The sequence below is a fragment of the Halosimplex halophilum genome (assembly GCF_004698125.1).
In the GTDB taxonomy this organism is placed as follows: Archaea; Halobacteriota; Halobacteria; order Halobacteriales; family Haloarculaceae; genus Halosimplex; species Halosimplex halophilum.
In genome coordinates this window covers 862,012-875,058 of the sequence record NZ_ML214297.1, presented here as the reverse complement: position 1 = coordinate 875,058, position 13,047 = coordinate 862,012, and the positions used below count along the sequence as shown (strand labels likewise).

Sequence of the window (13,047 nt, the reverse complement as noted above, 5' to 3'; positions counted from 1 at the left end):
CGTTTGCGGGGTCGGTACCGGTCGGTTGCGCCCTGCGAGGCCGGGCGATCGCATCCCGCGGCGCCGGTCGGTCGGGCTTCGCGGCGCCGAAAAGCCAGAAGGCCTTTGTGACGGTCGGAACGACAGGTAGCCAAGGAATTCCATGACACCCGTCGAGGCCCTGGTCTGCGAGCGGTGCGGACGCCGCTACGCCCCCGACGCCGTCGAGTACACCTGTCCCGACCACGGCGGCGTGGCGGGCGTCCTCGACGTGCGCTACGACTACGACGCCCTCGGCGACGAACTCGACGGCGCCCTCGACGGCCCGACGGACGACCTGTGGACCTACGAACCCCTCCTGCCGGTCGACGGCGAGCCAGTCCGGCTGGGCGCCGGGGGGACCGACCTGCTCTCTGCGCCCGCGCTCGGCGACGCGCTGGGCGTCGACGCGCTCGTCAAGAACGAGACGACCAACCCCACGGGGTCGAACAAGGACCGGGGCAGCGCCGTCGTCGTCTCGCGGGCGCGCCAGGCGGGCCACGACACGGTCGCCTGCGCCTCGACCGGCAACGCCGCGGCGTCGCTCGCGGGGTACGCCGCCCGCGCGGACCTCGACTGCCGCATCTTCGTCCCCGCCGACCTCCCGGAGGCCAAGGCCGTCCAGCCCCGCCTCTACGGCGCGACGGTCCTGGGCGTCGACGGCACGTACGCCGACGCCTACGAACTCTGCCGGGAGGTCTCCGCCGACCGCGGCTGGTACAACCGCAACGCCGCGATGAACCCCTACGCGGTCGAGGGCAAGCGCACGCTGGGGTTCGAACTCGCCGAGGGGGCGCCCGACGCCGACTGGGTCGCGATGCCGATGGGCAACGGCTGCTCGCTGGCCGGCGCCTGGAAGGGGCTCCGGGAGTTCGAACGGCTCGGCGTCGTCGACGACGCGCCCCGGATGCTCGGCGTCCAGGCGGAGGGCGCGACGGCCATCCACGACCGGTTCGTCGCCGAGCGGGACGGTGTAGCCGCGGACGGCGGCGCCGACTCGACCGACACCGCGGCGGGCGAACGGGGTCCCGGCGCCGAGCGCCGCGACGGCGTCGGCGACACGACGGCCGACAGCATCGACGTGAGCGTCCCGCATAACGCGGGCAAGGCCTGCCGGGCGCTCCGCGAGAGCGGGGGCGACGCCGTCGCCGTCTCCGACGGGGCGATCCGCGACGCCCAGCGCCTGCTCGGCGAGTGTGAGGGCGTGTTCGCCGAACCGGCGAGCGCCGCCGCGGTCGCGGGCGTCCGGGCGGCGGTCGAGCGAGGAACCATCGCCCCCGGCGAGCGCGTCGTCGTCGTCGCCACCGGGACGGGGCTCAAGGACTCGGCGAGCGCCCGCGAGGCCGTCGACGACGTTATCTCGGTCGACGCCGCCGGCGAGGGACTGCCCGAGGACCTCTGAGCGGCGGCGGAGTCACCGCCTCGCGCTCACCGCGTCGCGTTGAGCCCCTGCTGGATGTCGGCCGTGAACCCGCGGTCCACGTCGATCGCCGTGTCGTTGTTTCGGAGCGTGTTCGTGGCGACGACCCCCGACTCGCCGGACCGCACGCGGATCCCGGCGTCGCTCGCGTCGCTGACGGTGTTGCCGGTCACGCTGAAGCCGTAGGGGCGCTGCTGGCGTCTGGCCGCCGTGTCCCCGCTGTCGGCGGGGACCGTCCGCGCGAGGACGCCGACGGGGCAGCCGTCGACCTGATTGCCCGCGATCGTGATGTCGTACGACCGCGCGGCGGGCGTGCCGGCCACCTCGTCGTTGACGTGCGTCTCCTTGTACTCGATCTCGATGCCGGCCTCGCCGCCGGGGTCGGGGGCGAACTCGGTGAGGTCACGACAGACGTTGCCCACGATAGCGCCGCGCTGTGACGGCGAGCACGCGATCAGGCTGTGACCGCCGTCGAAGACGAGGTTGCCTGAGACGGCGAAGTGCTCGACGTTGTACGGGGCGATGTTGTTGAACTTCACGCCGCCGACCGCGTTGCGGACGATCCGCACGTCCTCGGACCGCCGGAGGTCGCGCTCGCCGCCCGGCGGCGCGCTCCGGTTCGTGATCCCGTACCAGTTCGGGTCGACGACCTCGTTGCCGACCACCGTCACGTCCCGACAGCGCGTCACCGAGAGCGCCATCTGGAACCCGTTCACCGTCCGGTTGTTCGCGACGTAGACGCCGTCGCAGCCGTCGGCCTGGACGGCCTGGTTGTCCAGTTGCGTGCCGTCTGCGTCGAAGACGACGCCGGTGACGGCCACGTCGTCGCCGCGCAGCCGGACCAGGTCGTGACCCGTCGGGAGCGGGTTCGACTGGTCGTCGGTCGGGACCGGATCGTCGCGCGCCCCGGTGTCGGACGCGACGAACCGGGCGCCGCCCTGTCCGGCGAGGTGCGTCCCGCCGTGGACGGTGACCGGGCCGGCGAACTGGAACCGGGCCGGCGCGGCGACGACCGTCCCCCCGGTCTCGGCGAGCTGGTCCAGCGCGAACTGGAACGCCTCGTCCGCCGACCCGCCGGTTGTGAACGCGACGTTTCCGCGCCGACCGTCGAGGACAGTGTACTTCCCGCTGTCGCCGTTCCCCCCTCGTCCGGCGCCCCGCCGGACGTAGAAGAGGCGTCCGTCCGCCGGCTGTGCTTCCGGCAGCGAGGCGGCGGCTCCCGTGCTCGTCGCGCCGACGCCCGCCGCCGCACCGATGCCCGCCAGGAAGGTCCGCCTGGTCGACCGTACCTGTCGACGATCCGCCGGTCCGTCTCCGGTATCGTGTGCCATCGACCGTCGGTCCCCCGCGACCGCCCGAAAGCGCTTATAATTTTGATACGTTCGGGTCGGTTCGGATCCGTCGAACTCGGGTCCCGTTTGATCGACAGGGTGGCGTACCGAGACGTACGGACGAGCGAACGGCGGCCGCGCCCGTGAGCAGACGGTCGAGCGACCGCTCACTCCCCGATCTCGCCGAGTCGGAGCCGAGCGGCCGTCACGACGGTCCCGGTCACGAGGATGGCCAGTTGCCAGCCGTGGCGGACGACCGGGAACATCCGCTCGGGGTCCTCGACCGTGTCCGGGTCGGGACCGCCGCCGACCCCGCCGGGGTTGGGGTCGACGCCCGTGGAGATGTTGACCTCCTGGGAGGAGCCGCGGCTGCGCGGTCCGGTCTGCTCGGTCTCGGGGCTCAGGTCGACGTAGCTCTGGACGATCCCCCGCTGGTCGGAGATCTCGAAGCGGCCGTCGAGGACGTAGAACTGGTCGTGGAGCGGCCACAGCGGGTTGACGCCGTGGTCGACGAAGTCCAGCCCGATCCCCGCGAACGCCAGCGCGACGACGCTGACCCACGCCAGCCGGACCCCTTCCGGGCCCCAGCGGTCGTGGACGAGCGAGCGGTCCCGGAGCCGGAGGTCGACGTACAGCAGCGCGCTCGCGGCGATCGGGATGACGTAGGTGTGCAGCAGCGTCCGGTGCCCGGCGACGAAAAACAGGGCGAGAAACGAGTCCAGGTCCGGCGCGGCGACGACGGCGAGGACGACCAGCAGCGACCGGCGGTCGAAGACCGACCCCAGCAGCGCGGCGGCGATCATCCCGCCGAAGGCGAGATGCACCAGCGTCGAGGGCATACCCGCCCCTGTGGGATGCAGTGCCATAACCTTTCAGGACCTCACGCTGACCGCCGGAATCGGACGCTGGGCGGCCACATCGCCGCGGTTCCCCTGGATCTGACGTTCCGCTGGTACTATAACCCTCGAAAGAGAAGCCGGCGGCGATGACCGCCCTGGAGACCTGGATCCGACTGCTCGCGGGCGTCGGGGTGGCGCAGGCGCACGGCTCGATGAACGCTCTGGAGGTCTGGGTCCGGCTGATCGCCGGCGTCGGGTTGATCCTCGCCAACGGCTTCTTCGTCGCCATCGAGTTCGCGCTGACCCGGGCCCGGCAGTTCACCGAGGAGGAGTTCATCGGCGACGGCAGCGCCGCGCTGGAACGCGCCTGGGAGATGACCAACAACCTGGAGATCTACCTCACGACCTGCCAGGTGGGGATCACCGCCTCCAGTATCGCGGTCGGTATCGTCGCCGAGCCGGCCCTGGCGGCGCTGTTCCACCCGCTGTTCGAGGGGACGCGGCTGGCGACCGTCGGCGCCGGCGCCGTCATCGCCTTCCTGATCATCAACCTCGTCCACCTGACCCACGGCGAGCAGACGCCGACCTACCTGGGCGTCGAGCGCTCGCGGATGGTCTGCAGGTACGGCGCGGCGCCGCTGTACTGGTTCAACTGGCTCATCTCGCCGCTGATCAGCCTGGGCGACGGGATCGCCAAGTGGACGCTGCGGCTGTTCGGCATCGAGATGACCGGCGCGTGGCTCGAGACCGAGGAGGACGTCATCGAGTCGCGGGCGGACCTGCGCAACAAGCTCGGGTCGGTCCTCGAGGAGGGCGAACTGCCCGAGGACCGCCGCGAGGAGGTCATGAACGCGCTCACCATCGGCGAGCGGCCGGTCCGCGAGGTGATGCTCGACGCCGACGACGTCGTCGCGCTGTCGACCGAGGTCGACGCCGAGGAGAACTTCCGCCGGATGGAGGAGAACCCCCACACCCGCTACCCGCTGGTCGGCGAGGACCTGACCGACTTCCGCGGGATCCTCTATCTCCCCGTGCTCGCCGGCCACCGCGAGGACCTCGCGAACGACGAGGCCATCGACTTCGAGGACCTGGCGGCCCCGCCGATGACCCTCTCGCCGGACGTTGACGTCAGCGACGCCATCGACCAGTTCCAGGCCGAGAACCAGGAGCTGGCCCTCGTCATCGAGAACGGCGACGTGATCGGGATGGTCACCGTCACCGACCTGCTGGAGTCGGTCACCGGCGACATCGAGGACCCGATCGACGTGGGCGACGCGACCGGTAGCTGACCGCGCCGAACCGCGCTCCCCCGCTTCTCGCTCCCTCCGACTCGGTACCGCGAGCGGAACCGATCTGACTCCCCGCGAACTCCTGTTTCAGGCGTGCTGTGCGACGAGGTCACGCAGGGCGCCCTCGTCCTGAACGCCGACGCGGCGTTCGGTCAGTTCGCCGTCGACGAACAGCAGCAGGGTCGGGACGCCCTGGACGCCGTACTCGCGGGCCAGCCCCTGGTGGGCGTCCACGTCGACCTTCGCGACGGTCGCCGCGGTCGTCTCGGCGATGTCCGCGACGACCGGTTCGAGCATCTTGCAGGGGCCACACCAGTCGGCGTGGAAGTCGACCAGCACGACGCCGTCGGCGACGACCGACTCGAAGTCGGCCTGGCCGTCGACGTGGACCGGCTCGTCAGGGGCGTCCGCGGCGTCGGTGTCGGCCGCGTTGCCGTCGCCCGCGTCGTCCGAGAGCGTCGACCCCTCGCCGGACTTAAGCCGTTCCTTCTTGCGCTCGCGGATCCGTTCGAGCTCCTCGTCGGTCGGGTCGTCACCGGCTTCGTCGCTGGCTTCGCTCATCGCCGCCACGTAGGGGACGCGCCCGTTTAACCGCCACGGCGTCGTGTCCGTCGGACGCACGGACGACGGCCGACGGACGGAATTTCGGGGACGGCGTCAGACACAGAACAAGAATTTAAGACCCCGCCAGCCGAGTTACGGCATATGAATCCCGAGACGGCGCCACAGGAGATCACGACGCTCGTGGGGCGGGAAGTCTACACCAAAAACGGCGTGTTCGTGGGCGAGGTCGAGGACCTGCGGCTCGACCTGGACGTCGAGCAGGTGACCGGCCTCGCGCTCCACCAGATCAACACGGAGCTGTTCGGCTCCGAGGCCACCCAGTCCCGGGGCGTCATCGTGCCCTACCGCTGGGTCCAGGCGGTCGGCGACATCGTCATCGTCAACGACGTGGTCGAGCGCGTCCACGGCGACGACGAAGCCGAAGAGGAAGTCGCGGCCTGAGTCTCAGCCCGCCCCGCGCCACCGTCGACGGAGTACGGCGATCCCGACCACCACCGATATCGCTTCTGTCGCCCGTTCGACCGCCGGCCGCTCGACCGACGACCCCCTGGTCCCCGCCGTGTAGACGGCTTCGAACCCGTCGTCGGTCTCGACGACGAGCGCCACGGGGCCTCCCGTCAGTCGCGTCACGGCGACTACTCGGCGATCTCCGGCAAGTGTCCTGTCCCGGAACCCGGGTGAGAAAGCGAAGCGGCGAAGCGGTGGCGCGGCGTCCCCGCTAGAACGCGTCGTCTTCGAGCGTGATGTCGGCGTGGAGGCCCTCGCGCAGCGCCGAGTGGACGTGGCAGATCTCCTCGCCGAGCTCGACGATCTCCTGGCCGTCCTCGCCGAGGGCGGCCTCGACCTTCAGCGTCCACTCCATGGACTCGAGGTCGTCGTCCTCGTCGAGGTCCGCCTCGACCTCGATCTCGACGTGGCCGACGTCGTCGTAGCCGGTCTGGTCGGCGGCGACGCGGAACGCGGGGATGTAACAGGAGGCGTAGTCGGCCGCCAGGACCTGGTTCGCGTCGGGGCCGTCCTCCTTCAGGGCGTCGACGACCAGCGACCACTCGCCGTCGATCTCGTTTTCGACCGTGTACCCTTCCTCGCAGACGCTGGTGACTTCGATGTCGGACATACACGAAGACGTTCGACCGCCCCCTTCTAAAAGGTGCCCAAGCGAGACGAGCGGGCCGGAGACGGCCGGGGCGGCGGACCGGGGAAACACTCAATTGCAGTGATCCCAATTGGCAACTACGGACCCCGATGGCCGACCACGTTCTCGTCGTCTCCGCCGACCGGGCCGACGCGTCGGCGCTCGCGGCGGCGCTCGACCGCGCCGGAGTCGCGGCCTCGGTCGAGTCGGTCGGGTCGCTGCCCGACCTGTTCGAGGCGCTCTGTTACGACACGGTCGACTGTCTGGTCGTCCCCGCCGAGGGGGCGCCGGTCGCGCCCTCGCACGTCCAACGCGGCGTCCGGGCGCTGTACCCCGACCTGCCGGTCGTGCTTGTCGGCGACGGCGATCGTTCGACGGGGGGGTCCGACTGGAGTTCGGCGGACGGGTCCGACGACCCGCGGACGACCCGCGTCGAGGCGGACTCGCTAGCGGACGCCGAAGCGGCCGGCGCGGTCGCCGCGGCGCTGGAGGGGGACACCGACTCGGCCGCCGCCCGTCCGCCCTCGCGGCTTGAGACGCTGCTGCTGTCGATGGTCGACGGGTTCCCGATGCACCTCTACGCCAAAGACGAGTCGGCGCGACACGCGCTCGCGACCGGCGCGACCGTCGACCTCGCGGACGTGATCGGGCGGACCGACGAGGTGTTGACCGACGGGCCGCCGGACCGCACCCGTCGCTCGCGTGCGGACGACAGACGCGTGATCGACGACGAGTCCCCCCTGGTTGAGGCCGAGGAGTACACCGCCGGCGAGGACGACGAGTACGCCCTGACGACGAAGGTACCGTGGTACGGTCCCGACGGGGACGTGGTCGGGCTGGTCGGCATCACGCGGGACATCACCGAGCGCAAGCGCCGCGAGCAGGAGCTGCGCCGGCAGAACGAGCGCCTCGCGAAGGTCGCGCTGGTCGCGGCCCACGAGCTGCGCAACGAGCTCCAGGTCGCCAGCGGCCGCCTGGAGGCGGTCCCCGACGACACGCCCCACGTCGACGCGGTCGCGGCGTCGCACGCGCGGCTCGCCGCGACTGTCGACGACATCGTCCGGCTGGCCACCCGCGAGCGGGTCGGCGGCGAGGAACGGACGGTGTGGCTCTCGACGGTCGCTCGCGAGGTGTGGGCGTCCCGCGAGGCGCCCGAGGCGGAGCTGGTCGTCGCCGAGGACGCGCGGATCCGGGCCGACCCCGAGTCGCTGCGGATCCTCTTCGAGATCCTGCTGTCGAACGCCGTCGAACACGGGGGCCGCGACGTGACGGTCACGCTCCGCTGGACCGGCGAGGGCTTCGCGGTCGCGGACGACGGCCCGGGGATCGGCGCCGAGCCGACCGACCGCGTGTTCGACGCGGGGTTCGCCGCCGACGACGGCGACGGGTTCGGCCTCTACGTCGCCCAGCGGATCGCCGCCGACCACGGCTGGCGGCTCCGCGCCGAGAACAGAGACGAAGGGGGCGCCCGGTTCACCGTCGAGGGCGTCGACGGACCGGACGCGGACTGAGCGTCAGTAGCCCTCGGAGAGGTCGAACGTCTCGTCGCCGTCGAGGACGTGGACCTCGGCGTCGGAGCCGGTCGCGGCCACCTCGTCGACGACGTCCTGCGGGTCGATCTCGATCGGCGGGAACGTGTCGTAGTGCATCGGGAGGACGTGGTCGACGTCGAGCCAGTCGGCGGCGACCGCGGCCTGCATCGGACCCATCGTGAAGTGGTCGCCGACCGGCAGCGCCGCGGCGTCCGGTTCGAGGAACGGCCCGATCACGTCGCGCATCTCCGTCATGAGTCCGGTGTCGCCGGCGTGGTAGAACGTCTCGCTCTCCGCGTCCTCGACCTGCGTCGGCTTCGTGTCGGAGATCACGTATCCCGCGGCCGACCCGGCGCTGGGCACCTCGAAGCCGGCCCCGACCCCGTTCGTGTGGTCGGCGCGGTGCATCGTCACGAACGCGTCGCCGGCCTCGACGGTCCCGCCGAGGTTCATCCCGATCACGTCGTCCTCGTCGAAGCCCGCCTCGCCGGCGACGTGGTTGGTCACCTCGGGGGTGCCGACGAGCGTCGCGTCCGTGAACGCCCCGGCGTGGGCGACGTGGTCGTCGTGCCCGTGGGTCAGCAGGACGTAGTCGGGGTCGTCGACGTCCTCCGGCGACAGGTCGGTCTTCGGGTTGTCGAAGAAGGGGTCGATCAGCAGATCGGTACCTCCCACCGTCACGTGCCACGTCGAGTGGCCGTGCCAGGTCAGCTCCATAGTCGGTCGACGGTACGTGGCAGACACACTTAATGCCACGACCACCGGCAGGTCGTCGCCGGGCGCGGAGCCGACCGATTTTTGTCGCCTCGCTGTGACGAACCGGTCGTGTCCGACGATGCCCTCCGCTGTGCGTACCGCTGGGGCGTCAGGACCGCCGGCGCCGTGACGCTGCTCGTCTACGGCGGGCTCTGGCTCGGCGGCGCGACGTACGACGACGTGGTCGCAACGACGCTCGGGCTGGCGTTCGTCTGTCTCACGCCGGGGGCGGTGATCCTCGGCTGGGGCGAGTCGGGCATGGCCGAGGTCGGCGCCGCCTCGAACGCGGGCGTGACGCTGGACGCCGACACCCGCCAGCGCGCGACCGCGTCGCTCGGCTCCGCACTCGTCCCGCTCGGGTTCCTGCTCACCGGGATCGGCGTCCAGGCGATCCTGCTCACCGCCCTGGTCGGGTTGCTCGGCTGAGTCGGAGCGGGCCGGCGGAGCCGACGCGGCTGTCCTCTCGGTCACTCCTCGGCGTCGGAACTCTGTCGCGGCTGGTTCGGCTCGCTCCCCTGCTGGCGGCGCTGTCGGCGCTGGGCGCGCTCCCGCCGCTGTTTCCGCTGGCTCTCCCGGGCGCGCTCGCTCGCGTAGCGGACCCACGCGTAGGCCTGCCGGTCGAGCGCGCGGAACAGGAGCGCGGCCGACCCGACGACGGCCGCGACGACGACGGCCGCGACGACGAGCGGCGAGGAGAGGTGGACCGCGACGTAGCCCGCGACGAGCGCGACCAGGCTGATCTCCAGCCCGACCCGGAGCGCCGGCCGGCGCCAGTCCGGGCGGCCCGACTCGTCCGTCACGACCCATCGGCTCATGCCCGCCCCTTCGGGCAACTCCGTGTTGTAGTTTGTCCCGGCCGGTGGCTCCGTCAGTCGTCTGCCCCGACGGGGCTCTTCGCGGCGTTCTCGTCGGTCTGGGAGGCCCACAGGCCCGCGTAGGCGCCGCCCTCGTCGACGAGTTCCTCGTGGGTGCCCGTCTCGATCACCTCGCCGTCGTCCATGACGACGATGCGGTCCGCGTCCTGGATGGTCGACAGCCGGTGGGCGATGACGAACGCGGTCCGGTCGGCCGTCAGCGCCTCCAGGTTGCGCTGGATGAGCTCCTCCGTCTCCGTGTCCACGTCCGAGGTCGCCTCGTCCAGGATTATCACGTCGGGGTCGTTGAGCAGCGTGCGGGCGATGGAGACGCGCTGGCGCTGGCCGCCGGAGAGCTTGACGCCGCGCTCGCCGACCATCGTGTCGTAGCCGTCCGGGAGGTCGGTGACGAACTCGTGGGCGCCGGCCGCCTCCGCGGCCTCGCGGACGCGCCGGTCGACCTCCGCCGGGATGTCGTCGTAGTTGGCCAGCACCGAGCGGAACAGCTCGGCGTCACCGTAGGCGACGTTCTCGCGGATGGTCCCGGAGAACATGTACGGGTCCTGCTCGACGACGCCGATCCGGTTGCGCAGCGTCTGCAGGTCGAACTCGCGAACGTCCGTCCCGTCGATCCGGACGGCCCCGGAGTCCACGTCGTAGAACCGCGGCGGGAGCTTGAGCAGGGTGGACTTCCCCGACCCGCTCGTGCCGGCGAACCCGACCGTCTCTCCGGCCTCGACTTCGAGGTCGACGCCGTCGAGGATCTGTTCGCCGCCCTCGGCGTAGCTGAAGTCCACGTCGTCGAACGCGACGCGGCCGTCGACCGAGTCGGGGGCGTGGCCGTCCTCGGCGGTCGTCACGTCGGCGGTGTAGCCGAGGACGCCGAAGACGCGCTCGGCGCTCGATTTGGCCTTCTGGTAGTTGTTGGCGGTCTTCCCGATGCGGGTCATCGGGCCGTCGAGGTAGCGCAGGAACATGAAGTAGGTGACGAAGGCGCCGGCGGTCAGGCCGCCCGCGGTGACGGCGTCGCGGCCGCCGAGGACGAGGATGGTCACGAACATCGCGCCGACGAGCAGCCGCAGCGAGGCGAAGAAGGCCTTCCGGACGGTGATGGCGTCGATCTTCTCGTCGCGGTAGCCGCCGGACTGCTCGGCGACGCGGTCCCGCTCCACGTCGTAGCGGTCGAACGATTTGACGATGGCCGCGCCCCCGAGGTTGTTCGACAGCCGGGTGTTCATCCGCGCGACCAGCTCGCGGATCCGCTTGTACTTCGGCTCGATCCAGATGATGAACTTCGCGGTGATCAGCGCGATGATCGGCACCGGCACGAGCACGAGGAACCCGAGCCACGGCGCCGTGTAGATCATCCACCCGCCGACGAGCGTGAAGATCATGATCGCCCGCGTGATCTCGCGGATCTCGGCGTTGAAGAAGTCCTCCAGCCGGTTGATGTCGCTGTTGAGGATCGACATCATGCCGCCGGTCTGGTGGTTGTTGAAGAAGTCCAGCGACAGCCGCTGCATGTGGTCGTAGGTGTCCAGCCGCAGGTCGTGCTGGATGCGCTGGGCGGTCGTCTGGAAGAAGTAGCGCGACCCGAAGTGACTGACCGACTGGACGACGTAGGCGCCCGCCGCGAGCGCGCCGAGGTAGTACAGCAGGTCGAGTCTGGCGGCGGTGTCGTCGAGCGGGACGGGTTCGGCCGGGACGATGCCCACCGCCGAGAGGACGCTGCTGGCGGTGCCGGAGGGGTTGACCGCGAGGTCGATGGCGGCCGCGATGAGCAGCGCCGGGAACAGGCGCGCGACGCGGTTGACCATCGTCGAGACGACGCCGAGCGCCAGCGGCGCCCAGTAGGGGGTCGCGTAGCGGAACAGGCTGAGCATCGGGCGGCCGTCGACTTCCTCGCGGATCTCGTCGAAACTGCCGTGTGGGTCGGGACGTGCCATTCGGTCGCCACCGCTTGACCGCTCGCGCTCAAAAACCCGACTCAGGGGGAGAGACTCTCTGGAACCTGCCGCCGGCCCCCGGCTCCGGCCCCGGTCGGTCCGGCCCGGTGCGTCCGCGGTTTTATTCGGCTGGTGTCCTACAGTCCCGGTATGGACGACTCCGACTCGTCGCGGCGACGGTTCCTCGCGGCCTGCGGCACGGCGCTGTCGGCGGGCGTCGCGGGCTGTTCCGACTCGATCCTCGGCGGCGAGGCCGAGGACACGACGCCGGTCGACCCCGATCCGTCGACGCCGGGCTCCGGTCCGGCGGACGGGAACGGCGGCGCGGACGGCGCCGCCGGCGACTTCGAGCAGTTCGACGCCGACGGGGAGAGCACCTACGCCGAGGTGTACCGCTCGACCGTCCCGTCGGTCGCCCAGATCCAGGTGTACACCGGGGCACCGAGCCCCTCACAGGGCACCGGCTTCGTCTACAGCGACGGCCACGTCGTCACGAACCAGCACGTCGTCGAGGGGGCCGAGACGATCTACCTCCGGTTCAGCGACAGCGGCTGGCTCGACGCCACCGTCGAGGGGACGGACGTGTACAGCGACCTCGCGGTCCTCTCCGTCGAGGAGCTGCCCGAGAGCGCCGAGCCGCTGGCGCTGCGCGAGTCAGACCCCGACGTGGGGACGGAAGTCATCGCCATCGGCAACCCCTTCGGCTACTCCGGGTCCGTCTCGGCCGGGATCGTCAGCGGCGTCAACCGGACGCTCCCCGCGCCCAACAACTTCAGCATCCCCGACGCGATCCAGACGGACGCGCCGGTCAACCCCGGCAACTCCGGCGGCCCGCTGGTCACGCTCGACGGGGTCGTCGCGGGCGTCATCAACTCGGGCGGCGGCGACAACATCGGCTTCGGCATCTCCGCGCCGCTCACCCGCAGAGTGGTCCCCGCACTGCTCGAAGACGGCGAGTACGAACACTCCTACATGGGCGTCCGCCTCCAGACGGTCGACCCGCTGCACGCCGAGGCCAACGACGTGGACGAGCGCGTCGGCGTCTACATCGACCTCGTCCGCGACGGCGGCCCCTCTGACGGGGTCCTCCAGGGGTCCACCGGCGAGACGACCGTGGCCGGCCAGCCCGGCGTCGGGACCGGCGGCGACGTGGTCGTCTCGATGGACGGAACCGCGATCCCTACCAGGGAGACGCTCGCCAGCTTCCTCGCGCTGGAGACCAGCCCCGGCGACACCATCGACGTGACCGTCCTCCGCGACGGCGATGAACGGACCGTCGAACTCACGCTCGGGTCCCGTCCCGACCCGACCTGACGGGTCGGATCCGACTCACACCGATTCACCGGCCACGAATCGAAACCGA

The 13,047-nt window shown here is 71.1% G+C and carries 14 protein-coding genes; 6 read left to right on the top strand and 8 right to left on the bottom strand.

The features are described from left to right. Positions 1 to 142 precede the first annotated feature (142 nt). Positions 143 to 1,420: a threonine synthase gene (locus E3328_RS04335; RefSeq protein ID WP_135363383.1), complete on the top strand. Its 1,278-nt coding sequence runs from the start codon at positions 143 to 145 to the stop codon at positions 1,418 to 1,420. A 26-nt stretch (positions 1,421 to 1,446) separates the two neighbouring features. Here the strand turns inward: E3328_RS04335 and E3328_RS04330 are convergent, their stop codons facing one another. Then, positions 1,447 to 2,769, bottom strand: a complete 1,323-nt coding sequence (locus tag E3328_RS04330; protein WP_135363382.1) for a right-handed parallel beta-helix repeat-containing protein — start codon at positions 2,767 to 2,769, stop codon at positions 1,447 to 1,449. 167 nt (positions 2,770 to 2,936) lie between these two features. Further along, a complete protein-coding gene (locus E3328_RS04325; protein WP_135363381.1) occupies positions 2,937 to 3,608 on the bottom strand; it encodes a metal-dependent hydrolase in 672 nt (223 codons plus the stop codon). A gap of 212 nt (positions 3,609 to 3,820) precedes the next feature. Between E3328_RS04325 and E3328_RS04320 the strand changes: the two genes are divergently transcribed. Then, the gene (locus E3328_RS04320) at positions 3,821 to 4,897 is read left to right on the top strand and encodes a hemolysin family protein (RefSeq protein ID WP_135364670.1); all 1,077 of its coding nucleotides are present in this window, start codon (positions 3,821 to 3,823) and stop codon (positions 4,895 to 4,897) included. 87 nt (positions 4,898 to 4,984) lie between these two features. Here the strand turns inward: E3328_RS04320 and trxA are convergent, their stop codons facing one another. After that, positions 4,985 to 5,458: a thioredoxin gene (trxA, locus tag E3328_RS04315; protein ID WP_135363380.1), complete on the bottom strand. Its 474-nt coding sequence runs from the start codon at positions 5,456 to 5,458 to the stop codon at positions 4,985 to 4,987. 144 nt (positions 5,459 to 5,602) lie between these two features. Between trxA and E3328_RS04310 the strand changes: the two genes are divergently transcribed. Then, positions 5,603 to 5,902 (top strand): PRC-barrel domain-containing protein, encoded by a 300-nt coding sequence (locus E3328_RS04310; protein WP_135363379.1) that lies wholly within the window; start codon positions 5,603 to 5,605, stop codon positions 5,900 to 5,902. Between the two features lie 3 nt (positions 5,903 to 5,905). On the opposite strand, the gene E3328_RS04305 is transcribed toward E3328_RS04310, so the two are convergent. Both E3328_RS04305 and E3328_RS04300 read right to left on the bottom strand, forming a co-directional pair. Further along, complete coding sequence (locus E3328_RS04305; protein ID WP_135363378.1) at positions 5,906 to 6,091, bottom strand: hypothetical protein; 186 nt, start codon at positions 6,089 to 6,091, stop codon at positions 5,906 to 5,908. A gap of 88 nt (positions 6,092 to 6,179) precedes the next feature. After that, complete coding sequence (locus E3328_RS04300; RefSeq protein ID WP_135363377.1) at positions 6,180 to 6,578, bottom strand: OsmC family protein; 399 nt, start codon at positions 6,576 to 6,578, stop codon at positions 6,180 to 6,182. 128 nt (positions 6,579 to 6,706) lie between these two features. Here E3328_RS04300 and E3328_RS04295 point away from each other — a divergent pair, with 128 nt between their 5' ends. After that, positions 6,707 to 8,107 (top strand): sensor histidine kinase, encoded by a 1,401-nt coding sequence (locus tag E3328_RS04295; RefSeq protein ID WP_135363376.1) that lies wholly within the window; start codon positions 6,707 to 6,709, stop codon positions 8,105 to 8,107. Between the two features lie 3 nt (positions 8,108 to 8,110). Here E3328_RS04295 and E3328_RS04290 read toward each other — a convergent pair whose 3' ends face one another. Next, positions 8,111 to 8,845, bottom strand: a complete 735-nt coding sequence (locus tag E3328_RS04290) for a metal-dependent hydrolase (RefSeq protein WP_135363375.1) — start codon at positions 8,843 to 8,845, stop codon at positions 8,111 to 8,113. Between the two features lie 108 nt (positions 8,846 to 8,953). Here E3328_RS04290 and E3328_RS04285 point away from each other — a divergent pair, with 108 nt between their 5' ends. Beyond that, positions 8,954 to 9,310 (top strand): hypothetical protein, encoded by a 357-nt coding sequence (locus E3328_RS04285; protein ID WP_135363374.1) that lies wholly within the window; start codon positions 8,954 to 8,956, stop codon positions 9,308 to 9,310. A 41-nt stretch (positions 9,311 to 9,351) separates the two neighbouring features. On the opposite strand, the gene E3328_RS04280 is transcribed toward E3328_RS04285, so the two are convergent. Together E3328_RS04280 and E3328_RS04275 are read right to left on the bottom strand one after the other, a co-directional pair. After that, positions 9,352 to 9,699, bottom strand: a complete 348-nt coding sequence (locus tag E3328_RS04280; RefSeq protein WP_135363373.1) for a hypothetical protein — start codon at positions 9,697 to 9,699, stop codon at positions 9,352 to 9,354. A gap of 53 nt (positions 9,700 to 9,752) precedes the next feature. Beyond that, the gene (locus E3328_RS04275) at positions 9,753 to 11,684 is read right to left on the bottom strand and encodes an ABC transporter ATP-binding protein (protein ID WP_135363372.1); all 1,932 of its coding nucleotides are present in this window, start codon (positions 11,682 to 11,684) and stop codon (positions 9,753 to 9,755) included. Between the two features lie 150 nt (positions 11,685 to 11,834). Here E3328_RS04275 and E3328_RS04270 point away from each other — a divergent pair, with 150 nt between their 5' ends. Continuing rightward, entirely contained in the window at positions 11,835 to 12,998 is a 1,164-nt protein-coding gene (locus tag E3328_RS04270; protein ID WP_135363371.1) for a S1C family serine protease, read from the top strand. Positions 12,999 to 13,047 lie beyond the last annotated feature (49 nt).

Bases quoted from the DNA above. Each gene is read 5' to 3' on its own strand.
- trxA (WP_135363380.1), bottom strand. From the start codon at position 5,458: ATGAGCGAAGCCAGCGACGAAGCCGGTGACGACCCGACCGACGAGGAG.
- E3328_RS04270 (WP_135363371.1), top strand. From the start codon at position 11,835: ATGGACGACTCCGACTCGTCGCGGCGACGGTTCCTCGCGGCCTGCGGC.
- E3328_RS04320 (WP_135364670.1), top strand. From the start codon at position 3,821: ATGAACGCTCTGGAGGTCTGGGTCCGGCTGATCGCCGGCGTCGGGTTG.
- E3328_RS04325 (WP_135363381.1), bottom strand. From the start codon at position 3,608: ATGCCCTCGACGCTGGTGCATCTCGCCTTCGGCGGGATGATCGCCGCC.
- E3328_RS04300 (WP_135363377.1), bottom strand. From the start codon at position 6,578: ATGTCCGACATCGAAGTCACCAGCGTCTGCGAGGAAGGGTACACGGTC.
- E3328_RS04290 (WP_135363375.1), bottom strand. From the start codon at position 8,845: ATGGAGCTGACCTGGCACGGCCACTCGACGTGGCACGTGACGGTGGGA.
- E3328_RS04330 (WP_135363382.1), bottom strand. From the start codon at position 2,769: ATGGCACACGATACCGGAGACGGACCGGCGGATCGTCGACAGGTACGG.
- E3328_RS04295 (WP_135363376.1), top strand. From the start codon at position 6,707: ATGGCCGACCACGTTCTCGTCGTCTCCGCCGACCGGGCCGACGCGTCG.
- E3328_RS04280 (WP_135363373.1), bottom strand. From the start codon at position 9,699: ATGAGCCGATGGGTCGTGACGGACGAGTCGGGCCGCCCGGACTGGCGC.
- E3328_RS04335 (WP_135363383.1), top strand. From the start codon at position 143: ATGACACCCGTCGAGGCCCTGGTCTGCGAGCGGTGCGGACGCCGCTAC.
- E3328_RS04310 (WP_135363379.1), top strand. From the start codon at position 5,603: ATGAATCCCGAGACGGCGCCACAGGAGATCACGACGCTCGTGGGGCGG.
- E3328_RS04275 (WP_135363372.1), bottom strand. From the start codon at position 11,684: ATGGCACGTCCCGACCCACACGGCAGTTTCGACGAGATCCGCGAGGAA.